Origin of the sequence: Nonomuraea sp. NPDC026600, assembly GCF_040638335.1 — a bacterium.
Taxonomy (GTDB): Bacteria; Actinomycetota; Actinomycetes; order Streptosporangiales; family Streptosporangiaceae; genus Nonomuraea.
The window spans coordinates 599,382-618,881 of the sequence record NZ_JBEZYD010000002.1; the positions used below are offsets into that span (position 1 = coordinate 599,382).

Sequence of the window (19,500 nt, forward strand, 5' to 3'; positions counted from 1 at the left end):
GTCAGGTTGGTACGGCCGGTCACGTGGGTACGGCCAGCCCCGCTCGCATGGCGAACACCACCAACTGGGCGCGGTCGCGGGCGCGGAGCTTGACCATGGCCCGGCTGACGTGCGTACGGACGGTGTCGGGGCTGATCACCAGCTCCTTGGCGATCTCCTCGTTGGACCTGCCGGTGGCCACCCAGGCGACGAGTTCGCGTTCGCGTGGCGTGAGGGTCTCAAGGCCCTCGACCGGCTCGGTGCCGTGCCGGCCGAACAGGCCGATGACCTTCCTGGTGATCGCGGGCGACAGCAGCGCCTCGCCCGCGGCCACCACCCGGACCGCGCCGGCCAGTTCGTCGGGGGCACTGTCCTTGAGCAGGAACCCGCTCGCGCCGGCCTGCAGCGCGGCGAAGACGTACTCGTCCACCGCGAACGTGGTCACCACCACGATCCTGGTGCCGCTCAGCTCGCGATCACCGGCGATGGCCCGCAAGGTCGCCAGACCGTCCATGCCGGGCATGCGGATGTCGAGCAGCAGCACGTCCGGCCGGGTACGGCGGATGAGCTGGAGCGCCGCCGCGCCGTCGGCCGCCTCACCGACGCACTCCAGCCCCGGCTCCCGCTCCAGCAGCGCCCTGAGCCCCATCCGCACAACTGCCTGATCGTCGGCGACGGCCACCCGGATCACCGGGCCTACGGCCTGTTCGGCTGGCCGGTCGGGTTGGGCGGGGGGCGGAGGAACGGAGTACGGCCCGGTCACGTCAGGTCCGCCGGGGAGTCGGCGATGCTCAGGCGATCCGACGTGTCCCGGTGATCTACGGTGCTCTGGAGTGTGACGCTTTGGGACGCGGCGCTCTGGAGCGCGATGTTCTGGGACGGGGCGCTCTGAAGTGCGGCGCTCTGGAATGCGGCGCTCGGAGACGCGGTGCTCTGGAATGCGGTGCTCTGGAGCGCGATGTTCTCGGGGAACGTGGCGAGAACCTGGAAGCCGCCGCCGTCCCGCGGGCCCGCGGTGAAGTGGCCGCCCGCCGCGATCACCCTGGCCCGCATCCCGGCCAGCCCCCGGCCCTCGGCCGTCCCTGACCAGCCGCGCCCTTCGGCCGCCCCCGGCCGGCCGGCGCCGCGGTCGGCGATCTCCAGAACGAGCCCGGCCGGGTCGCCGGACAGCCGTACGAGCGCTCTGGTCGGGCCGGCATGGCGCAGCACGTTGGTGAGCGATTCGCGCACCACCCCGTACACGGTCGCGCTGAGATGAGCGGGCACAGTGGGATCGGCGGGTTCCACGTCCACCGGCAGCCCCGCGGCCCGGACCCCGTCGATCAGGCCCGGCAGGTCGTGGGCACTGGCGCCGAGGTCGTGGGTGCTGTCGCGCGGGTCGAGGCGGTCGAGCGCGGCGCGTAGCTGGGTGAGCGCCGTCGTGCTGGTCTCCTTGATCGCCAGCAGCGAGGCACGCGCCTGCTCGGGGTTGTCGTCGAGCGTGATGAGCGCGAGCCCGGCCTGCATGGCGATGGCCGCCAGCCCATGCCCGGCGGCGTCGTGCACCTCCCCGACGATCCGCGCCCGCTCAACGGCAAGCACATCCGCCGGTGGTGCGCCTTGCCCGTGGAACGGCCGACGGACGTCCTCGTCGTGGAGCGGTTGGACGGCTGTGGCGTTGTCATGGAGCGGCCAGACAGCGGTGGCGGCGCCGTCGTCGCAGAGCGCCCACCCGAGCTCGTCTTCCCGGGTCCCATCACCCGGTGCGTCGCCGCGGGAGGCGCGGACCGTGCGGGGCGCCGGAGCGACGCTGTGGGCCGGGATGCCCCACGCCATAGCGGGTGTCGCGCTCGCAAGCGTGCCACCCCGTAAAACGTCGGCGGTTGTGGACGTGCCAGCCCGTACGGCGTCGGAGGACACGACCGGCGGCGGCTCGGCCTCCGCGGCGGCGGCGGCCGCGGCCGCGCGGGCCTGGGCCAGGCCGCTGAACGACCACGGGACGGCCAACCAACCGGCCCAGGCCAGCATGATCACGACCGGGACGTCACCCAGCCGGGCCATCCGGGACAGCGCCCTGAACGGCCTACGACGGCCGTCGCCGCTGTGCGTGTGCTCGGTCACCGTCCCCCCACCTGGCCAGGCTGGCTCAGCCCCTAATCCTAGCCAGTTTCAGGCTTTCCGGTTGGCGGGCGGCCCACCCAGACCCCACGAGATGATCTTGTTGGGGGTGATCCGGATCAGTTCGGCGCTGAAGCCGGGGAACGGCGGCTGCTGGTCGGCGAGCGCCTGCGCCGTCCCCCTGATCTCGACCCCGCGTACCACCCACGGGTCGGTGGAGGCCAGTTCGTCCACGACGAAGGCGACCGTGCTGCCCGCCGCGATGTTCCGATACTTCTTGGACTTGCCGAGATTGTGGCCGCCGATCGTGATCGCGCCTGCTTCGGCATCCACGAAGAAGCCGACGGGGCTGTTCTGGACCTGCCCCTCGGGCGAGATCGTGGCCAGCCGGCCGAGCTGCTGGGTGGCGAGGTAGTCGAGTTCTTCCTGGGTGAACGTCATGAGAGAAGGGTGCTACCTCAAGCGCGGTTCAGGTCAAGCGGATCCGCCGGTGAGCCAGCGCAGCGGGTTGTCGCGGGTGACGAGGCCGATCGTGTCCTCGCCGACCCCCGATTCGCGCAGGCGCGGCAGCAGCGTGTGGAAGAGGTGGGCGTAGCCGGGCCCGCCGTAGCGGTTGACCTGCGCGATCCGGCTGACGCCGGTGCTGAGCAGGAGGCGGTCGGCGTGACCGTCCTCGATGAGGTCGAGCGCGATCCTGGCCGACTGGTCCGGGCCGGGGCCGAGTGAGCCCAGGCTGACGTACGCGCCGGCCTCGGCGATCTTGCGGGCGATGGCCGGGTCGGCGCCCGCGTAGCCGACGCTCACCCGGGCGCCGGGCAGGCCCTGGCCGAGGAGGATCTCCAGCATGGCCAGCCCGTTGTGCCCGTACGTGGCGACGGGCAGGCGGGAGGCCAGCGCGGCGCGGGCGGCGGCGATCAGGCCGCGTTCCTCGGCCGGAGTGGGCTCGGTGCCGCAGCAGCCGACCTGGCCGATCACGCCGGGGAACACGCCGATGCCGTCGAGACCGTCGGAGATCTCGGTCATCAGCCGTTTCGTGAGCGTCTCGACGTCCGCGTCAGGGGAACCGGTGAACGGTCCGGCGAACAGGCCGGTCGAGGCGATCACCGGGACCCGGCTGCCGACCGCGATCCGGGCCAGGGCGGCGGCGTCGCGGCCCATCCCCAGGCAGGTGAGATCGACGACCAGGCCGAGCTGGTCGGATTGGCGCAGCTCGAGGAGCTCGGCGGTGACGGTCTGATCCTCGTCGAGCCAGCGGTAAGGGTCGGAGTCGATGCCGACCGCCCAGCGCATGTCGGTGCGCAGGTGCTCACGGGATAGGACAGGACCGTCGATGGCGGTCGCGGGAACGGGACCGGTGACGGTACGAAGCAGGGCCTCGGGCATAGGAGACGTTAACCGATTTTTGCCCGAAAGCGCCGATAAAAGCACGAAATTTTACGTTTGGGATGGTTTGTGGATTGGGTGGGTCGTGGGCTTGATATGAGAGCCTATAGCGGTTTCTGGGGCCGTATCCTTGGGGGCACATCGACCGTGCGGGGGAGTACGTTGCCGATCCAGGACTCCGAGACCGGAGACGCCGACGCGATCAAGGACGAGTCAGCCGATCGTTCCAGCATGCCCGAGCGCCGTTCGGGCATCCACGGCTGGCTGGACGGCATCCGGTCCACCCGCGCCGGCCGGCTGACGCTGAAGATCGTCATTGGCACCATCGGCGCGATCATGGTGGTGGGCGGGCTGATCATGGTGCCGTTCCCCGGTCCGGGCTGGCTGATCGTGTTCGCGGGACTGGCCGTGCTGGCCACCGAGTTTCACTGGGCGCGCCGGGCGCTGGAGTTCGGCAAGCGAGTGCTGCACGACTGGACCGAATGGTACAAGCGGCAGGGCTGGACGATCCGCGTCATCGTGCTCATCGTGACCGTGACCGTCGCGGCCGTGATCGTCTATTTCGGACTCAGGACACTGGGAATCGATCTCATCGAACTGGCTCAGCGCATTATCTAGATCGGGTCGTTATCGCTGCCGGAAATGGCGCCGTCCGCGGCCTATCCTGCGGGCGTGATCGCCCACATCGCCGTCGCCCTGTCGCTCGCCCTGCTCACTCCGATCGCCGAACTCCCGATCGCCGAGCTCCCGGCCGCTGAGCTCCCCACCGCCCAGGCGGACACACTGCCCCTTCCCGGCGTCAGTGTGAAATATCTGGAAAAAGCGGGTGATCCCGTACGGCTCAGCAGCTACGGCCTGGGCACCAAGAGCACCTACCTCAGGGCCAGGACCGGCAACACCTTCGCCCAGCAGCAGACCCTGTCGGAGGCGGCGGTATCGCCCGACGCCGCCACGGTCGCCGGCGTCCCCAAGTCCTACCAGGCAGGTTACGACTCCCTGCTCCTCACCGACCGCGCCAGCGGCAAGGGCAGGCGGGTGCGCACGGTCAAGAAACCGCTGGCCGCCTCGTACATCTCCTGGTCGCGTGACAGCAAGCGGGTGGCGCTCACCGTCGAGCAGAAGGTCGGCGGGAAGTGGCGCGCCGTCGGCTTCACCGTCGTCGACGTGGTGACGGGCACCGCGCGCACGGTCCGTCCCGCCGGGCTCGACGGGGCCGCGGACTTCTGGTGGAGCCCCGGCGGCGACCTCGTCGCCAGGTTCGGCGACGGCCTGCGGACCTACCGGGCCAGTGACGGCGCGACTCTGCGCACGTTCGCGGGCGTCGGGCTGCCGACCGGCCCGGAGGACGCCTATTCGCCGTCGGGCAGCCGCCTGACCACGTGGTGCCCCTCACGCTTCAAGGAACAGCTCTGCCTGGTGAACCCGGCCACCGGCAAGATCGCGAGCCGGGTGGCCGTCAGCCCGGAGATGCTGTTCGGCTGGTGGGACGAGAGCCATGTCATCGCGGTCATGGCCCATCAGGGCGCCTACCGCCTGTCGGTGGTCGACCTGACGGGCAAGGTGACCCGGGTGCTGGCCGGCATCCCGTCCCAGACGTGGAAGGCAAGCCTCTGGCTGACCTTCCACCGGAACGACAAGAACTAGAGGTAGAGGCCGGTGCCGTGGTCGGTCTCCTGGGTGGCGACGGCGTGCAGGTCGCGCTCGCGCATGACGAGGTAGACCTGCGCGTGCAGCTCCACCTCGAACTGGTCCTCCGGGTTGAGCAGCACCTTGTCGCCCACCTTGACCGCGCGCACGTTCGAGCCGACCCCGCAGACCTCGCCCCAGGCCAGCCGGTTGGCCATCTTGACCGTCGCGGGGATGACGATCCCGGAGCCGCTGCGCCGCTCCTCGGTCTCTTGCTCCAGCCGGATCATCACCCGGTCGTTCAGCATCTGTATCTCGAACTTGGGTGCTACCACGCGCACAGTTTACGGTCAGCCAGGCCCCCGCTGCCCGGCAACTGGGCCGTCAGGGCAGCGTGAGCTCGGCGAAGACCGCCCGGTGGTCGGTGCGCTCCAGCCGCTCGACCGAGAACGCGCGCACCCCCATCCCGGCGGAGGCCAGCACATGGTCGATCACCACCCCGGGAGCCCGCCCGTTCTTGGGCCAATAGGTCGCGGTGAAACCCTTCCCGGTGACGTCCGCCGCGTCGCGGTAGCCGGCGGCCAGCAGGTCGCGCATCGGCACGTGGTCGAGCGTGGCGTTGAAGTCGCCGGCGAGCACCCGCGTGACCCCGCCGCCGCGCGGCAGGGCGACCAGCCCCTGCCGCCAGCAGAGCGTCGGCCCGACGTACTGGGGCGCGCACGGGTGCACGGACACCACCTCGATCCTCGTCCCGCCCGGCTCCGTGAGCACCGCACTGGCCTGCCCGAACGCGCCGAACTGGATGGCCGGCCCCGCCGTCAGCGGATGGCGCGAGTAGACGCCGGAGCCGCCCACACCGGGCAGCGCCCGGACCACGGCCTGCGGCAACACCTTGCGCAGCCCCGCCCGGTCCAGGGCCGCCACGGCCTTCGGCGTGAGCTCCTGCAGCGTGAGCACGTCCGGCCGGAGCCTGGTTACCAGGTCCATCAGCCCCGCCGGGTCACCCGAGCCCACCATCAGGTTGGCCGCCAGCACCCGCAGCGTCCGCCCGCCCGCGACCGACTCGCCGCTGGTGCCGGTGTCGGCGAACCAGCGAGGCAGCACGGCCAGCGCCAGCGCCACGGCGGTGACGAGCGCGACCGCCCCCGCGACCCGCCGCCGCAGCGCTCCGGCCAGGACGAGCGCGAGCACCGATCCCACCGCCGCGTACGGCGTGTACGCCACGATCGGCACCCACGGCCACAACGCGTCGTACGGGCTCCACCGAAGCGCCGCCCACACCGCGAGCGGAGCCACCACCAACCACACCAGAACGCTCACCAAAGTTCGCACCCGCACCTCCTCCCCTGTATTGCCACGAAGCACGGCACAGGTTCACGTCGTGAGATGGTGTGCTCCATGCGCGACGCGGAAGCCAGGGTGCTCCAGGCCATAGACGACACCGAGACCGTGAACCTGCTGGCCGAGACCGTCAGAGTGCCCAGCGTGACCGGCACCGACGCCGAATCCGACCTGCAGCACCGCCTCGCCCGCGTGCTCACCGAGGCGGATCTGGACGTGGACGTCTGGAAGCTGGACCTCGACGCCCTCGGCCGCCGCGCGGGCTTCCCCGGCACCGAGGCCCCCAGGACCGAGGGCTACGGCGTGGTGGCCGTGACCGGCGGCGAAGGCATCCCGGCACTGGCACTGCAGGGTCACGTCGACGTGGTGCCCATCGGCGACCCGGCCCAGTGGGCGGGCAACGACCCGTTCGCCGCCAGGATCACCGGCGACACCCTGCACGGCCGCGGCGCCTGCGACATGAAGGCCGGGCTGGTGGCCAACCTCGCCGTCGTCCGCGCGCTCAAGAAGGCCGGGGTACGGCTGGCCAGGCCGCTCGCCGTCCACTGCGTGATCAGTGAGGAGGACGGCGGCCTCGGCGCGTTCGCCACGCTGGCCAGGGGCCACACGGCGGAGGCGGCGGTCATCACCGAGCCGACCGGCGGCGCCGTCATCACGGCCAACGCGGGGGCGCTGACGTTCCGGATGGAGGTGGCGGGCCGGGCCGCGCACGCGGCCACCCGGTACGAGGGGGTCAACGCGGTCGAGGTGTTCTGGCCGGTGTTCGAGGCGATCCGGCGTCTGGAGGCCGAGCGCAACCGTGACGTACCGGCCCTGTTCGGTGGGAACGCGATGCCGTACCCGATCGAGATCGGCACCGTGCGGGCGGGTGACTGGGCGAGCAGCGTGCCCGACCAGCTCGTCGCGGAGGGCCGGGTGGGCGTCAGGCTCGACGAGGATCCGGCGGCGGCGCGGGCCGCGTTCGAGGCGGCGGTGCTGTCGGTCGCGCACCCGTGGCTGCGCGACCACCCGCCCGTGATCACCTGGCCGGGCGGGCAGTTCGCCAGCGGACGGCTGCCCGAGGCGCACCCGCTGCTGGCGGAGGTGGCCGGGGCCATCGCCGACACGACGGGCACGCGGCCGATCGAGAAGGCCGCGCCGTACGGGAGCGACCTGCGGCTCTACGCCGCGGGCGGGATCCCGGCGCTGCACTACGGCCCTGGCGACGTGCGGTACGCGCACGCCCCCAGGGAGCAGGTCGAGCTGCGGGAGCTGCGGGAGGTCACACGAGCGCTGGCAATGCTCGTGGTGCGCCGTTGCGGAACACTTTGAGCAGCGCCCCGGGACTCATCAGCGACGGCGGCGCGTCCATCAGGTTCGCCACCCGGAGGAAGCGCCTGGCCAGGTCGGCGTCGTGTGCCGCCGCCGTATGGAAGCGCTCCAGGTAGGCGTTGACCATCCGGATCTTCGGCGTGAGCTCCCCTTCCACGCCGGGCAGCCGCAGGTCACCGCCGACCACGATGTCCCAGGGCGCGTCGAGCACCTTGGTGATCCGCTTGAAGAACGGCAGCGGACGCAGGTCGACGTCGAGCAGGGCCTTGGCCTCCAGCGCGGCTACTGACATGCCCTGGCCGTAGAACGGGTTGAACGCGCAGACGGCGTCCCCGACGACCAGCAGGCCCTCCGGGAAGCGGGAGAGCCGCTCGTAGCGGTACCTGACGCTGGCCGGGGTGTGGTACGAGCGCGGCTCCCCGATCGGCTCCGCGACGGTGATCAGCCGGTGCAGGTCGGGGGCGGCCAGCGTCTCGGCGAACGCGGCGAACTGCTGGAGCGGTAGCTCCGGCCCGGCGCCGCCGTATCCGGCCATGGTGATGACCCAGCGGTCGTCCTCCAGCGCCAGCGCCACCCCGCCGCGCGGGATCTCGGCCGTGGGCACCAGCACGAGGACCAGATCGCCGTCGAGCTGGTCCGGCCGGCGGCGGAACTCGCGCGTGCCGTACCTCAGGTCGATCGTCACCCGCTCCTCGGCGGGCCGCTCGTAACCGAGCTCGGACAGCCAGAACGGCGTCCGCGAACCCCGCCCCGAGGCGTCGACGACCAGCTCGGCGGGCATCGGGTCGCCGTTCGCCAGCCGCACGCCGGTGACCCGGCCCTGCTGGGCGAGCAGGCTGGTGACGGCACTGCCATCCAGCACGCGCACGCCGGGCAGGGCGGTGACACGGCGGCGGATCTGGCCTTCGAGCAGCGTTCGGCTGAGCGACAGCCCGAGCAGGCCGCTCTCCCCGCGGGCGAGCGGCTGCCCGCCGTGGATCCAGCGTGCCTGGCTCTGCAGGTCGCCCAAGAGCGCGCCCTGCGCGACGAGCTCGGCGGTGAGCCCCGGCAGCAGCTCGTCCATGACCTCACGGCCTCTGGCGAGCAGGCCGTGCGCATGGCGGCTCTGGCCGACGCCCTTGCGATGGACGTCGACGGTGGGTAACGTGTCGCGGTCGATCACCGTGACCCTGGCGTACCTGCGGTGGAGAGCGGCGGCGGACAGCAGGCCCGCCATGCTCGCGCCGATGACGACGGCGTGGTCCATGGTTGGTTCCCCCCTGAGGAAAGATGTGGCTTCCAGAGGGTCACCCGGGCCGGAGGTCCGCTTCCACGTCCTTTGGCACGCTCCAAGAACGATGTTCTACGAGGATTCCACGGGCAGGCCCGCCCCGACCCAGTCCTCGATCCCCTCGACGTACCTGCGCACGTTCGTGTAGCCGAGCGCGGTCAGGCGGCGGGCGACGGCCTTGCTGTTGTTGCAAGCCGGATTCGAGCAGTACGTGATGATCGGCGCGTTCTTGTCGGGCAACAGCGCGGGTGCCCGCTCGGCGACCTCGCTCTCGACCAGCGCGATGGCGCCGGGCAGATGCTGCTGGGCGTAGTAGGCACCACCGAGCGTGTCGAGCACGGTGACCGTGCCGAGTGCCGAGTGGAGCTCTTCACGGGCTATGGTCATTGTGGCCTCCGGTCGAAATGGACTACAGTCCGGTTTGTGGATGGCTCGAAAGCTAACGGACCGCGGTCCGCTTCGTCAAGGCGGCCGCTGGAAATGTTTCACGGGGGCCCGGTCAACGAACGCGCGGACGCGGCGCGCAACAGGGAGAAGATCCTGTCCGCCGCGGCCAGGCTGTTCGCCGAGAAGGGGGTGGAAGCGGTCTCCATGGACGCGATCGCCACCGAGGCAGGGGTGGGGAAGGGCACATTGTTCCGTAGGTTCGGGGACAAGTCCGGGCTGGCGGTGGCGCTGCTCGACGAGCGCGAACGGGAGCTGCAGGAACGCATCCTGTCAGGCCCGCCGCCGCTGGGTCCCGGCGCGCCCGCCCGCGACCGGCTCACCGCCTTCGTCGACGCCTATCTGAACTACCTGTTCGCCCACCTCGACCTGGTACGCATGTCCGAGACGGCCAGTCCGGGCGCCCGCTACCGGATCGGGGCCTATCGCTTCTGGCACCGCCACACGGCCATCCTGCTGGCGGCATCTCGGCCGGGGTCCGACGCCGACGTGCTGTCGCACGCGCTGCTCGCGGCCACCGCCGCGGAGGTGGCGGGTGTGCTCAGGGAGGAGTACGGCGAGGCTCGCGCGCGTGACGCGATCACCGCGCTGGTCGGGGCCCTGGTGGGATGAGCGGGGAGGTCAGGCGGTGGTCGTCACCCGGCGGCGCGCCTCGGGGATGATGAGCGGGGTGCCCGACTGGGGGTCCTCGATGATCTCGCACCGCAGGTCGAAGACCTGGGCCACCAGGTCGGGCGTGACGATCCCGGCCGGCTCGCCCTCGGCCACGATGCCGCCGTCACGCATGACGATGAGGTGGGTGGCGTAACGGCACGCCTGGTTGAGGTCGTGCAGGACCGCCACCATCGTGCGTCCCGCTTCGTGCAGGTCGGCGCAGAGGTCCAGCACCTCGATCTGGTGGGAGATGTCGAGGAACGTCGTCGGCTCGTCGAGCAGCAGGATCGGCGTCTCCTGCGCCAGCGCCATCGCCAGCCACACCCGCTGCCGCTGGCCACCGGACAGCTCGTCCACAATCCGGTCGGCCAGCTCGGACACGTCGGTGGCGCGCATCGCCTCGCTAACCGCGGCCTCGTCCGCGCGCGACCACTGCCGCATCAGCTTCTGGTGCGGGTAGCGGCCACGGGCCACCAGGTCCGTCACGGTGATCCCGTCGGGCACGATCGAGCTCTGCGGCAGCAGCCCGAGCCGCCTGGCCACCTCCTTCGACGGCAGTGAGGTGATCACGCTGCCGTCGAGGTGGACCGCGCCCTTCCTGGGCTTGAGCATTCTGGCCAGGGCGCGCAGGAGGGTGGACTTGCCACAGGCGTTCGGCCCGATGATCACGGTGAACGACTCGTCGGGGATCGTCACGTCCAGCTCGGCCGCCACGACGCGCTGGTCGTAGGCGAGGGTGAGGTCGCTGCCCGACAGCCGGGCGGACCGGGGGAGTGCCATCAGTGGCGGTCCTTTCGCAGGAGCAGGGCGAGGTAGGCGCCGCCGATCGCGGCGGTGAGCACGCCGACGGGCAGTTGGGTGGGGGCGAGCACGCGCTGGGCGGCCAGATCCGCGCCCGTCAGCAGGACGGCGCCCATGAGTGCCGAGGCGCCCATCGTCACCCCGGGCGAGCGGGTCAGCCGCCTGGCCAGTTGCGGAGCCGACAGGGCGACGAAGATGACCGGCCCGGCGGCGGCCGTGGCGACCGCGCACAGCAGCACGCCCACGGCGATGGCCGTGGCCCGCACGACCTCGACCCTGATGCCCATGGCCTTCGCCGCGTCGTCGCCCATCTCGATCATCCGCATCGGCCGCGACACGAACGCGCAGACCGGCAGCAGCACCGCGAGCGCCACCGCCACCGGGATCGCGTGGTCCCAGCCGCGCCCGCTGAGGCTGCCCGTGAGCCACGCCCCCGCGGTCGCGGCGTCGTTGATGTTGGCCCTGGTCAGCAGGTAGGAGTTGGCGGACAGGAGCAGCGCGTTCGCGCCGATCCCGACGAGTACCAGCCGGTACCCCTGCACGCCCCCGCGATGGGCCAGCGCGTAGACGAGCACGGCGGTGCCCACGCAGCCCGCCAGCGCGCCGCCCGCGATCTGCAGCGCCGTGCCGCCCGCGATCACGCCGAGGATGCCGCCGGTCGAGGCGCCGGCGGTGAAGCCGATGAAGTCGGGGCTGCCGAGCGGGTTCCTGGTCAGGCTCTGGAAGATCGCCCCGCTCACCCCGAACGCCGCGCCCACCAGCAGCCCGGTGACCACCCTGGGCGCGCGCAGCTTGCCCACGATCAGCTCGGCGACGGGCGTGCCGTGGCCGAACAGCGCGGTCAGCACATCGGGTATGGGCACGGTGAACTCGCCGGTCGCGATCGCCGCCACGGCCACGGCGAACGCGACCAGAACGAGGACCAGGCCGACGAGGAGGGCCCGCGGCGCCAGCCGTACGGACCAGGGACCGAAGCGTAGGCTCATAGCGCGGCCAGCCTCCTGCGCCTGGCCATCAGGATGAAGATCGGCGCGCCGACCACGGCGCACATGATGCCCACCTGCACCTCGCCGGGCCGGGCGATGAGCCGCCCCGCCACGTCCGCCGCCAGCAGCAGCACCGGCGCGGCCAGCATCGTGTACGGCAGCACCCACCGCTGATCCTGACCCACCACGGCGCGTACGGCGTGCGGCACGGCCAGCCCGACGAACCACAGCGGCCCGGCCGCGGCCGTGGCCGAGCCGCAGAGCAGCGTGACCGACAGAGCCGTGAGAACCCGGGTGCGGGTGACGGCCACGCCCAGCGCCTTGCCGGCGTCGTCGCCCAGCGCGAGCATGTTCAGCGGCCTGGCCAGCAGCAGCCCGACCACCAGCCCGATGACCATGAAGGGCGCGAGCCGCAGCAGCACGTCGGAGGTCTGCCCGGCCAGGGATCCGGTCAGCCAGAACCGCATCCGGTCGAACGTCTGGGAGTCCATCCGCAGGATGGCCGAGGCCACCGCCGTGAAGACCATGCCGACGGCGATGCCGGCCAGTGCCAGCCGTACCGGACCGGCGCCCGAGCGGCCGGAGGAGCCCAGCGCGTAGACGACGACGGAGGCCAGGGCGGCGCCGCCGAACGCGAACCACACGTAGACGGCCGGGTCCGAGAGCCCGAACAGCCCCAGCGCGAGGGTGACGCCCAGCGCGGCGCCCTCGTTGATGCCGAGCAGGCCGGGGTCGGCCAGCGGGTTGCGGGTCAGGCTCTGCATCAGCGCCCCCGCCAGCCCGAGCGCGGCCCCCACGCCGATGCCCAGCAGGGTCCGCGGGACGCGCAGCTCGCGGATCACCGTGTGGTCGCTGGACCCGTTGGGGGCGGTCAGCGCGTCCAGCACCGTGGACAGCGGCACCGACCGCGCCCCCAGCGCCACGCTCGCCATCGCCACCAGCACCAGCACGCCGAACACGACCACCAGCCCACCGGCCAGCGCAGCCGGACGCCCCCGGGGCGCCGCCGCGGGCTCGTCCGCGACCAGTGCCACGTCGCCCTCGTTCGCGCCCGGCTCAGCCGCGGTGACCTGCTCACCCACAGGCAACCCCACCCCCTTTCGTCACAGCCGAATTTACGCGAGGCTAATGTAAAGCCCCAAAAGCAAGGCAAGCCTAACCTTAGGAGATCGACATGTCGGGACCGGTACTGCCTCGCAGAGGTTTCCTCGCGGCCACGGCAGGTTTCGCGGCGGTCCTGACACTGGCGGCCTGCGGTGACGAGGGCACCCCCACCCAGGCGGCCCCGACCGGAGCGGCGGGCGGGTGGACGTTCACCGACGACCGTGACAAGAAGCTCGACCTGCCCAAGCGCCCCGCCCGGGTGGTCGCCCAGGTGGGCTCGGCGGCGGCACTGTGGGACTTCGGCGTGCGTCCGGTCGGCGTCTTCGGCCCGCACAAGCTCAAGGACGGCGCCAGAGACCCCCAGGTGGGCAACGTCGACATCGCCAAGGTCCAGGGACTGGGCAACGTCTGGGACGAGTTCAACGTCGAGCAGTACATCGCGCTCCAGCCCGACCTGCTGGTCAGCAGCATGTACATCAAGGGCACGCTCTGGTACGTACCGGAGAAGTCGAAGGCCACGATCGAGCAGGTCGCCCCGACGGCCGGGATCATGCTCACCGGGCGCAGCGCCATGCAGGTGATCGGCAAGTACGAGGAGCTGGCCAAGTCGCTGGGCGCGGACCTGAAGGGGGTGCCGGAGGCCAAGGCCCGCCTGGAGGCGGCCGGCAAGGAGCTGGCGGCGTTCAAGGACCTCAAGATCCTCATGATGTCGGCGGGCCCCGACTCCATGTGGGTGGTGAACCCGCCCGAGTACCCGGACATCGTGCATCTCACCCAGAACGGCCTGAGCGTGGTCACGCCCTCCAAGGTCGACGAGGGCGGCTTCTTCCAGACGCTGAGCTGGGAGAACGCCGACACCTACGACGCCGACGTCATCCTCTACGACACCCGTACCCAGTCACTCAAGCCCGCGGAGATGATGAAGAAGCCCACCTTCGCCAAGCTGCCAGCGGTCAAGGCCGGGCAGCTCTATCCGTGGAGCGCCGAGGCCCCCTACAGCTATCAGGGCTACGCCGACTTCGTGGAGGGCCTCGTGGCCAACCTGAAGAAGGCTAATAGGCTCCCGTGACCTCGACGATCTCGGCCAGCGGGAACTCCAGGTAGTCGCCGGCCTCCTCGCACCAGGCGTCGAGGGCGCCGCCCTTGAGCTCGCCGTGGCTGATCGTCGCGGTCAGGCCGTCGGTCAGCGTGATGCCGGCCCGCACGCCCCGGTCGACGACGAAGCCCAGCAGTGACTGCTGCGCGGTCGGCAGCCTGGTCGCCATCCGGCCGATGACGGCCCAGGTGCGCCCGCTGCGGTCGTTCGCCGCGCGATCGGAGGCGATCAGGCGGGCGGCGTGCTCGTGCGGGTCGGGAGTCGGCTCGGCGATGTTGTGCGGCATCGCCTCGAACTCCGCCATCGCCGCGAACTCCGACAGCTCGGCCACCTGGCCGCCGGGCAGCAGGATGAGCTTGCCGTTCTGCGGCTCCTCGACGCGGGTGCGGCGGATCGTGATCTCGCCGCCGCCGTCGACGACGGGGACGGGCGAGTAGCCGGCCTCGCGCAGCGCGCCGAGCGTCCGGTCGGCGCCCGCCGAGCTCACCAGCACGGTGGGGGCGAGCAGCCGCAGGCCGAGCCGGGCCAGCCGCCGGTGACCGGCGATCTCGGCGAGCAGAGCCGGGTCGGAGGCCTGCACCACGCAGCCCACCATGGTCACCGTCACCTCGCCGTGCCTGCGGGCCACGTCGTGTATGAGGTATTCGAGCGGCTGCGGGATGGTGCCGACGCCGGACAGCTCCGCCAGCAGCTCGTCGGCGTCGTAGCCGTGGTCCAGCGCGCGGCGCACGCTCTCGGTGGTGAACCGCCACACCGAGGCCGCGCCCCGCGACTCCCGCTCGGCCACCCGGTCGAGCAGCGCGGCCAGCTCGGCGGACGGCGGTCCCGTCACCACCGCGGTCAGGTCGGGCCCGAACAGCGCGCTCCTGCGGACGCTGGCCAGCGCCCTGGTCGACGCCTCCATGAGCATCGGGTCGTGCTCGACCAACGGCACCGCGTCGTCGCTCTCGTCGCCCGCCTTGGCGGCCAGCCCGGCCAGCGCCCGGCCCAGGTCGGTGAGCGAGTCGTTGGCCAGCAGGCCGAGCAGCCGCGCCTCGTCGAGCACCGCGGACGTGCACTCGGCCAGCAGGGCCTGGTCGAGCAGCGGAGAGTGCCAGTGGACGTTGCGGGCCAGGCCGGCGCGATCGGCGAAGGCCGTGCCGGACGGCAGGTGGGACAGGACCGACAGCACCGCCCGGCGCACGCGCGCCACGGCGGCGCCCGACTGGTCGTCGCCCAGCACGGTGCCGTACTTGCCGTCGACCTTGCGCAGCGACGAGCGTTCCATGCGCCACCAGGCCGACAGCAGCACCCGCAGCCTGGCCGAGCCCTCGTCGAGCCGCCAGCGGTCGAACCGCTCGGTGGGGATCATGCCGCCGGACGACTCGTCCCAGGCCAGCAGCCTGGCCACGGCGCAGACCTCCAGCAGCAGCCGGGTCTCGTCCTCGTCGCAGCCGGTCTCCTTGGCCACCCTGCGTACCTCGCGCACGCCCACGCCGCCGGTCTTCAGCAGCGGCAGCGGCGCCTTGGAGGTGTTGTCGAGCAGCGCCGCGCACCGTTCGACCACGTGCGGGGCGGCCAGCGTCATCAGGTGATCGACCTCTTCCGGGTCGATCGGGATGGTGACCACCTCGGGCGGCTCGGGAGTGAACGGCGGGTGGTAGCCGGGCCCGCGCAGACCGAGCGCCACCTCGCGCGGCATCTCGGCGACGTGCCAGCTCGGCCGGTAGAGGAGCCCGTGGTCGGCGGACCACTTCTCCGGCGTGCCGGGGATGACGAACCGGCCGCCGTCGACGTCGCGTACCGGGCCGTCCCAGGCGAAGCCGTTGAGCAGCTTGACCGTGCCCTCGGGGGCGTGGCGCAGCAACGCGTCGAGTCGCGCGCGGTCGCCGAGCACCTCGCTCGCCCGGCTGATCGTGCGGCGCTTGTTGCCGTGGGGTGGGAGCCCCAGGTTGCGGGCGAGCGAGCGCAGCGTGTCGGCGCTGATCGTCCAGGAGTTGAGGTAGTGGTCGAGCGGCTCGCCCAGGCCGAGCGGCGCGGTCCACCACCGGGACACGCCCTCGGCCAGGCGGATCACGCCTTCACCGTCGGGCCAGGCCAGCGCGTGATCATGGAGGAGGTCGAGCCAGGGGGTCATCTCCTCGGCCGGAACGCCGAGGAAGGCCGCCAGCCGCTCGGGAGTGGCGTGCCGGACGACCAGGCACGCCTGAGCCAGCTCAAGGCAGGGAAGAGGCAGGCCGCGCAGGGCCTCCATCACGGCGAATCCGTTGCCGAGCCGTTGGGCCAGAGTGTCGAGCCGCCGCGGCCAGGGCGCCGCGATGGCGTCGGGCCGGGTCGCCAGGATGCGTCCCAGCCTGTCTTCGTCAAGTGTTCGTAGCCAGCCGAGCAGGTGATCATCCATCTGTCAGCACTCTCATGGGGTCGCACGCAGGGACTCACCGTGAGCCATGAGCATCCACGGTAATGCAGATCACCCCCGGTCAGGAGAGGACTGCCCAGACGATCTTCCCGTGGGGCGCGAGTGCGGACCAGCCCCATCGATGGCTGAGCGATTCGACGATGTGGAGTCCGAGGCCGCCGGTGTCAAGAGGGCCAGGGTATCTCAGCGTGGGCACCGATGAGCCTGGATCGGTGAAGGCGCTGGTAACCAGCGGGCCGCGGCGTACCAGGGACATGTGGACCGGGCGCTGGCTACGGCCCTCGGCCAGGTGTAACCCGTGCCGCAGCGCGTTGGTCGCCAACTCGGAGACCACCAGCTCCATGTTCTCGATCAGCTCGCCCAGCCCCCACGCCGTCAGGGTGCCGTTGGTGTAGCTGCGGACGGAATGGATCGAGGACGGCGTGGGCGGGAGCACGAACGTGGCGCTCATGGCCGGCCCTGGAACCAGCAGGTCACGCGCGGCTTCGGGCCACCACCCGACCGGGGGCCACCAGTCGAACGTGGTCCACTGGCCCTGCGTCGCCGTGGTGGATTGCACATTGATCATTCTGGAGCAAACTCTCGTGCAGGTGCAAGAGCGAATGCACGTGCAGACACCCCGTGCAACCGCTACCTTTGCCTCAAAAGGTCAATCGGTGGGAAAGGGGATCTTGTCCGCGGCATATGATCTTTCGGCCGTGGAGTGACAGACTGTGTGCTAAGGAAACGACCAAGGAGCAGCACGTGTCCCTCGATCCGCCCGGTTCAGGTTCGACCGTTCGGCGCATCATGCTTGGCGCCAGTTTGCGGCGGCTGCGTGAAGCCAGCGAGCTCACCCGCGACCAGGCCGGATTCCACATCCGGGCGTCCGAGTCCAAGATCAGCCGTATGGAACTCGGTCGCGTCGGATTCAAGACACGCGATGTGGAGGACTTGCTCACCCTGTACGGCGTCGTCGACGACGCCGAGCGCCGTGCTCTGCTGGAGATGGTCCGCGAAGCCAACACCCCCGGGTGGTGGCACAAGTATTCAGCCGTTCTGCCCGCGTGGTTCACCACGTACGTGGGGTTGGAGGAAGCAGCCAGCGTGATCCGTACCTATGAGGTGCAGTTCGTGCCTGGCCTGTTGCAGACGGCTGCTTACGCGCGCGCGGTATACCGACTCGGCAACCCCGATGAGACCCCTGGGCAGATCGAGCGCCGCGTGCATCTGCGCATGCAGCGACAAGAGCGCTTCACGCAGAAGGACGGCCCGCGACTGTGGGCGGTCATCGACGAAGCGACCCTCAAGAGGACCATCGGTGGGCGGGAGGTCATGTCCGAGCAGCTTCAGCATCTGCTGGAAGTCGCCGCCCTTCCCAACATCACCATTCAGGTGATGCCCTTCAGATACGGCATGCATGCCGCTGAAGGTGGCGCTTTCAGCATCTTGCGATTTCCCGAGTCCGACTTGTCGGACGTTGTCTATGTCGAGCAGCTCTGGGGTGCCCTGTACCTGGACAAGCGTGAGGACATCGATCCATATCTCACGGCTATGGAGCAGTTATGCGTGGAGAGCACCACGCCAGGGGGCACAGTCGAGCTCATCGGCGGTCTTCTCAGAAAGATGTAGATGAAGCAGACCTATAACGGCATGCCCGCGGCCGACCTCAAGCAGGTCGCCTGGCGCAAGAGCCGCTACAGCAACTCACAGGGGAACTGCGTCGAACTCGCGAAGCTCCCCGACGGCGGGGTGGCGGTGCGAAACTCACGCTTCCCCGATGGCCCGGCCCTGATCTACACCCGCGACGAGATCCGGGCCCTCGTGCTCGGAGTGAAGGATGGGGAGTTCGACGGCCTGCTGGTGTAACAGGCTGTTAACCTCCGGCGCGGCTCCTTAACGGGGGCGCGCCGGAGGCGTAACCGCCCTGCCTCCTCCGGCCTTCATGATCGGGACATGCTCGACCAGATGACTCTTTATCCGATCGCCGACGACGTGCTCTTCGCACCCGGCGGCAAGGTCGTGATACGCACCTACGGCGTCGCGCCCGCGGCCTCCGGCGGTTCCGTCTCCTATCGCACCTGGGTCACGGGCGTCCGTGATCAGCCGCGTTACTGGCACTGGGGGCATTTCGAGGATGCCACCTCCGGGCACCGCAGGGTGCTGGAGTGGCTGACGGGGAGGGGGCCGCAGCCTACCCAAGCGGTCGCTTGATCGGCTAGGGTGAGGGCCGAGCAATCGCTTGGTCAAAGGAGCCCTGGATGCGGCGTGGGATCTACCTTCTCGAAGAGGTCGACTTCCGGCCGATGAACTCGCGCCGGCCGATGGAGTACCTGACCTGGCTGACCCGCTACAAGCGCGAGGACGAGGCCCGCCAGGCGCCCACGCTGACCTCCGGCATGTCCATCAGATCCCGCGAGATCGACCTGGCCGGCGCCTTCTACGCGGTGGGCATCACCGGCCACCCGCAGTTCAAGGCGGTCACGCTGTGGGACTGCCACGGCGGCTGGGACGGCGGCTGGCGCCAGATGATGGAGATCTACCGGGGGGTGGACGACCGCCTGTTCCTCTCCGACATCGACGACCTGCGCTTCTCCGCGTTCTCCCGCCCGCTCGGCGCCGTGCCGGGCTGCCCGGACCTGAGCGAGGTGGAGACCGCCGAGTTCTACGTGTTCGAGAGCGCCCGCGTACGACCCGGCGCCGCCCTGGACTACCTGGAGGCGGTCCGCACCGAACGCGCCCCGCTGCTGGCCGAGCACGGCCACCACCTGGTCGGCCTGTACGAGGTCCTGTTCTGCGACACCGAGGCCGTCACGGTCTGGGGCGTGTCGCTCGACGACCACCTGAGCACGCAGCGGGCCCGTGACGCCGCCCTCGGCCTCGACGACGAGGTGCCGCCCGACCCGCGCCTGCTCGACTGGGCCAGGCGGGCCCGCGACTTCCTCGACGGCCCGTGGCGCGAGACCCTCCTGTCACCCTTCCCCGGCAGCCGTCTGGCGCCCGGAGACGCATCGGGTTAGCGTCATGCTGC

At 70.9% G+C, this 19,500-nt stretch carries 22 protein-coding genes; 9 read left to right on the top strand and 13 right to left on the bottom strand.

Annotation, left to right across the window (positions count from 1 at the left end):
* Positions 1 to 19: 19 nt before the first annotated feature.
* The 4 genes from AB0F17_RS06160 to AB0F17_RS06175 form a co-directional block, all read right to left on the bottom strand.
* The gene (locus AB0F17_RS06160; RefSeq protein ID WP_214643784.1) at positions 20 to 670 is read right to left on the bottom strand and encodes a response regulator transcription factor; all 651 of its coding nucleotides are present in this window, start codon (positions 668 to 670) and stop codon (positions 20 to 22) included.
* A gap of 68 nt (positions 671 to 738) precedes the next feature.
* Positions 739 to 2,079, bottom strand: a complete 1,341-nt coding sequence (locus AB0F17_RS06165; RefSeq protein WP_358017038.1) for a histidine kinase — start codon at positions 2,077 to 2,079, stop codon at positions 739 to 741.
* A 48-nt stretch (positions 2,080 to 2,127) separates the two neighbouring features.
* Positions 2,128 to 2,517 (bottom strand): PPOX class F420-dependent oxidoreductase, encoded by a 390-nt coding sequence (locus AB0F17_RS06170; protein WP_358017041.1) that lies wholly within the window; start codon positions 2,515 to 2,517, stop codon positions 2,128 to 2,130.
* Positions 2,518 to 2,550: 33 nt separating this feature from the next.
* Entirely contained in the window at positions 2,551 to 3,459 is a 909-nt protein-coding gene (locus AB0F17_RS06175) for an aryldialkylphosphatase (RefSeq protein WP_358017044.1), read from the bottom strand.
* Between the two features lie 162 nt (positions 3,460 to 3,621).
* Here AB0F17_RS06175 and AB0F17_RS06180 point away from each other — a divergent pair, with 162 nt between their 5' ends.
* Both AB0F17_RS06180 and AB0F17_RS06185 read left to right on the top strand, forming a co-directional pair.
* Entirely contained in the window at positions 3,622 to 4,077 is a 456-nt protein-coding gene (locus AB0F17_RS06180; RefSeq protein ID WP_358017047.1) for a TIGR02611 family protein, read from the top strand.
* Between the two features lie 54 nt (positions 4,078 to 4,131).
* Positions 4,132 to 5,103, top strand: a complete 972-nt coding sequence (locus tag AB0F17_RS06185) for a hypothetical protein (RefSeq protein WP_358017050.1) — start codon at positions 4,132 to 4,134, stop codon at positions 5,101 to 5,103.
* On the opposite strand, the gene AB0F17_RS06190 is transcribed toward AB0F17_RS06185, so the two are convergent.
* Together AB0F17_RS06190 and AB0F17_RS06195 are read right to left on the bottom strand one after the other, a co-directional pair.
* Positions 5,100 to 5,420: a co-chaperone GroES gene (locus AB0F17_RS06190; protein ID WP_219533268.1), complete on the bottom strand. Its 321-nt coding sequence runs from the start codon at positions 5,418 to 5,420 to the stop codon at positions 5,100 to 5,102. The two genes, AB0F17_RS06185 and AB0F17_RS06190, sit on opposite strands and share 4 nt — an antisense overlap.
* 49 nt (positions 5,421 to 5,469) lie before the next feature.
* Positions 5,470 to 6,417, bottom strand: coding sequence for an endonuclease/exonuclease/phosphatase family protein (locus AB0F17_RS06195; protein WP_358017053.1), 948 nt, complete (start codon positions 6,415 to 6,417; stop codon positions 5,470 to 5,472).
* A gap of 66 nt (positions 6,418 to 6,483) precedes the next feature.
* Between AB0F17_RS06195 and AB0F17_RS06200 the strand changes: the two genes are divergently transcribed.
* On the top strand, positions 6,484 to 7,737 hold the full coding sequence (locus tag AB0F17_RS06200; RefSeq protein WP_358017056.1) for an ArgE/DapE family deacylase: 1,254 nt from the start codon (positions 6,484 to 6,486) through the stop codon (positions 7,735 to 7,737).
* Here AB0F17_RS06200 and AB0F17_RS06205 read toward each other — a convergent pair.
* Together AB0F17_RS06205 and AB0F17_RS06210 are read right to left on the bottom strand one after the other, a co-directional pair.
* Positions 7,688 to 8,983, bottom strand: a complete 1,296-nt coding sequence (locus tag AB0F17_RS06205; protein WP_358017059.1) for an FAD-dependent monooxygenase — start codon at positions 8,981 to 8,983, stop codon at positions 7,688 to 7,690. The two genes, AB0F17_RS06200 and AB0F17_RS06205, sit on opposite strands and share 50 nt — an antisense overlap.
* Before the next feature lie 96 nt (positions 8,984 to 9,079).
* On the bottom strand, positions 9,080 to 9,394 hold the full coding sequence (locus tag AB0F17_RS06210) for a rhodanese-like domain-containing protein (RefSeq protein ID WP_358017062.1): 315 nt from the start codon (positions 9,392 to 9,394) through the stop codon (positions 9,080 to 9,082).
* Positions 9,395 to 9,487: 93 nt separating this feature from the next.
* Between AB0F17_RS06210 and AB0F17_RS06215 the strand changes: the two genes are divergently transcribed.
* A complete protein-coding gene (locus AB0F17_RS06215; RefSeq protein ID WP_358017065.1) occupies positions 9,488 to 10,063 on the top strand; it encodes a helix-turn-helix domain-containing protein in 576 nt (191 codons plus the stop codon).
* Positions 10,064 to 10,072: 9 nt separating this feature from the next.
* Here the strand turns inward: AB0F17_RS06215 and AB0F17_RS06220 are convergent, their stop codons facing one another.
* The 3 genes from AB0F17_RS06220 to AB0F17_RS06230 are packed head-to-tail and all read right to left on the bottom strand — an operon-like array spanning position 10,073 to position 12,974.
* Positions 10,073 to 10,885, bottom strand: a complete 813-nt coding sequence (locus AB0F17_RS06220; RefSeq protein ID WP_358017068.1) for an ABC transporter ATP-binding protein — start codon at positions 10,883 to 10,885, stop codon at positions 10,073 to 10,075.
* Positions 10,885 to 11,892: an iron chelate uptake ABC transporter family permease subunit gene (locus AB0F17_RS06225; RefSeq protein ID WP_358017071.1), complete on the bottom strand. Its 1,008-nt coding sequence runs from the start codon at positions 11,890 to 11,892 to the stop codon at positions 10,885 to 10,887. Before AB0F17_RS06225 ends, AB0F17_RS06220 begins: the two co-directional genes overlap by 1 nt.
* Positions 11,889 to 12,974: an iron chelate uptake ABC transporter family permease subunit gene (locus tag AB0F17_RS06230; protein ID WP_358017074.1), complete on the bottom strand. Its 1,086-nt coding sequence runs from the start codon at positions 12,972 to 12,974 to the stop codon at positions 11,889 to 11,891. The genes AB0F17_RS06225 and AB0F17_RS06230 overlap by 4 nt, the downstream gene beginning before the upstream one ends.
* A 92-nt stretch (positions 12,975 to 13,066) precedes the next feature.
* On the opposite strand from AB0F17_RS06230, the gene AB0F17_RS06235 reads away from it, so the two are divergent.
* Positions 13,067 to 14,065 carry an ABC transporter substrate-binding protein gene (locus tag AB0F17_RS06235; RefSeq protein WP_358017077.1) on the top strand — a complete coding sequence of 333 codons (999 nt, stop codon included), beginning with the start codon at positions 13,067 to 13,069 and terminating at the stop codon, positions 14,063 to 14,065.
* Here AB0F17_RS06235 and AB0F17_RS06240 read toward each other — a convergent pair.
* Positions 14,049 to 16,472: a helicase-associated domain-containing protein gene (locus AB0F17_RS06240; RefSeq protein WP_358017080.1), complete on the bottom strand. Its 2,424-nt coding sequence runs from the start codon at positions 16,470 to 16,472 to the stop codon at positions 14,049 to 14,051. The genes AB0F17_RS06235 and AB0F17_RS06240 overlap by 17 nt on opposite strands.
* Positions 16,473 to 16,551: 79 nt before the next feature.
* Positions 16,552 to 17,058, bottom strand: coding sequence for an ATP-binding protein (locus AB0F17_RS06245; protein ID WP_358017082.1), 507 nt, complete (start codon positions 17,056 to 17,058; stop codon positions 16,552 to 16,554).
* Between the two features lie 221 nt (positions 17,059 to 17,279).
* Between AB0F17_RS06245 and AB0F17_RS06250 the strand changes: the two genes are divergently transcribed.
* From AB0F17_RS06250 to AB0F17_RS06265, 4 genes are all read left to right on the top strand, one after another.
* On the top strand, positions 17,280 to 18,101 hold the full coding sequence (locus AB0F17_RS06250) for a helix-turn-helix transcriptional regulator (protein WP_214643811.1): 822 nt from the start codon (positions 17,280 to 17,282) through the stop codon (positions 18,099 to 18,101).
* A complete protein-coding gene (locus tag AB0F17_RS06255) occupies positions 18,102 to 18,338 on the top strand; it encodes a DUF397 domain-containing protein (RefSeq protein WP_214643800.1) in 237 nt (78 codons plus the stop codon).
* Positions 18,339 to 18,425: 87 nt separating this feature from the next.
* Positions 18,426 to 18,683: a hypothetical protein gene (locus AB0F17_RS06260; protein ID WP_358017085.1), complete on the top strand. Its 258-nt coding sequence runs from the start codon at positions 18,426 to 18,428 to the stop codon at positions 18,681 to 18,683.
* A gap of 47 nt (positions 18,684 to 18,730) precedes the next feature.
* Entirely contained in the window at positions 18,731 to 19,489 is a 759-nt protein-coding gene (locus AB0F17_RS06265; protein WP_358017088.1) for a hypothetical protein, read from the top strand.
* The last annotated feature ends 11 nt before the right edge of the window (positions 19,490 to 19,500 follow it).

Excerpts from the sequence above, each read along its gene's own strand:
- AB0F17_RS06235 (WP_358017077.1), top strand. The coding sequence starts at position 13,067 with ATGTCGGGACCGGTACTGCCTCGCAGAGGTTTCCTCGCGGCCACGGCA.
- AB0F17_RS06210 (WP_358017062.1), bottom strand. The coding sequence starts at position 9,394 with ATGACCATAGCCCGTGAAGAGCTCCACTCGGCACTCGGCACGGTCACC.
- AB0F17_RS06260 (WP_358017085.1), top strand. The coding sequence starts at position 18,426 with ATGCTCGACCAGATGACTCTTTATCCGATCGCCGACGACGTGCTCTTC.
- AB0F17_RS06175 (WP_358017044.1), bottom strand. The coding sequence starts at position 3,459 with ATGCCCGAGGCCCTGCTTCGTACCGTCACCGGTCCCGTTCCCGCGACC.
- AB0F17_RS06245 (WP_358017082.1), bottom strand. The coding sequence starts at position 17,058 with ATGATCAATGTGCAATCCACCACGGCGACGCAGGGCCAGTGGACCACG.
- AB0F17_RS06170 (WP_358017041.1), bottom strand. The coding sequence starts at position 2,517 with ATGACGTTCACCCAGGAAGAACTCGACTACCTCGCCACCCAGCAGCTC.
- AB0F17_RS06225 (WP_358017071.1), bottom strand. The coding sequence starts at position 11,892 with ATGAGCCTACGCTTCGGTCCCTGGTCCGTACGGCTGGCGCCGCGGGCC.
- AB0F17_RS06240 (WP_358017080.1), bottom strand. The coding sequence starts at position 16,472 with ATGGATGATCACCTGCTCGGCTGGCTACGAACACTTGACGAAGACAGG.
- AB0F17_RS06205 (WP_358017059.1), bottom strand. The coding sequence starts at position 8,983 with ATGGACCACGCCGTCGTCATCGGCGCGAGCATGGCGGGCCTGCTGTCC.
- AB0F17_RS06265 (WP_358017088.1), top strand. The coding sequence starts at position 18,731 with ATGCGGCGTGGGATCTACCTTCTCGAAGAGGTCGACTTCCGGCCGATG.
- AB0F17_RS06255 (WP_214643800.1), top strand. The coding sequence starts at position 18,102 with ATGAAGCAGACCTATAACGGCATGCCCGCGGCCGACCTCAAGCAGGTC.
- AB0F17_RS06250 (WP_214643811.1), top strand. The coding sequence starts at position 17,280 with ATGCTTGGCGCCAGTTTGCGGCGGCTGCGTGAAGCCAGCGAGCTCACC.
- AB0F17_RS06220 (WP_358017068.1), bottom strand. The coding sequence starts at position 10,885 with ATGGCACTCCCCCGGTCCGCCCGGCTGTCGGGCAGCGACCTCACCCTC.
- AB0F17_RS06215 (WP_358017065.1), top strand. The coding sequence starts at position 9,488 with ATGTTTCACGGGGGCCCGGTCAACGAACGCGCGGACGCGGCGCGCAAC.
- AB0F17_RS06200 (WP_358017056.1), top strand. The coding sequence starts at position 6,484 with ATGCGCGACGCGGAAGCCAGGGTGCTCCAGGCCATAGACGACACCGAG.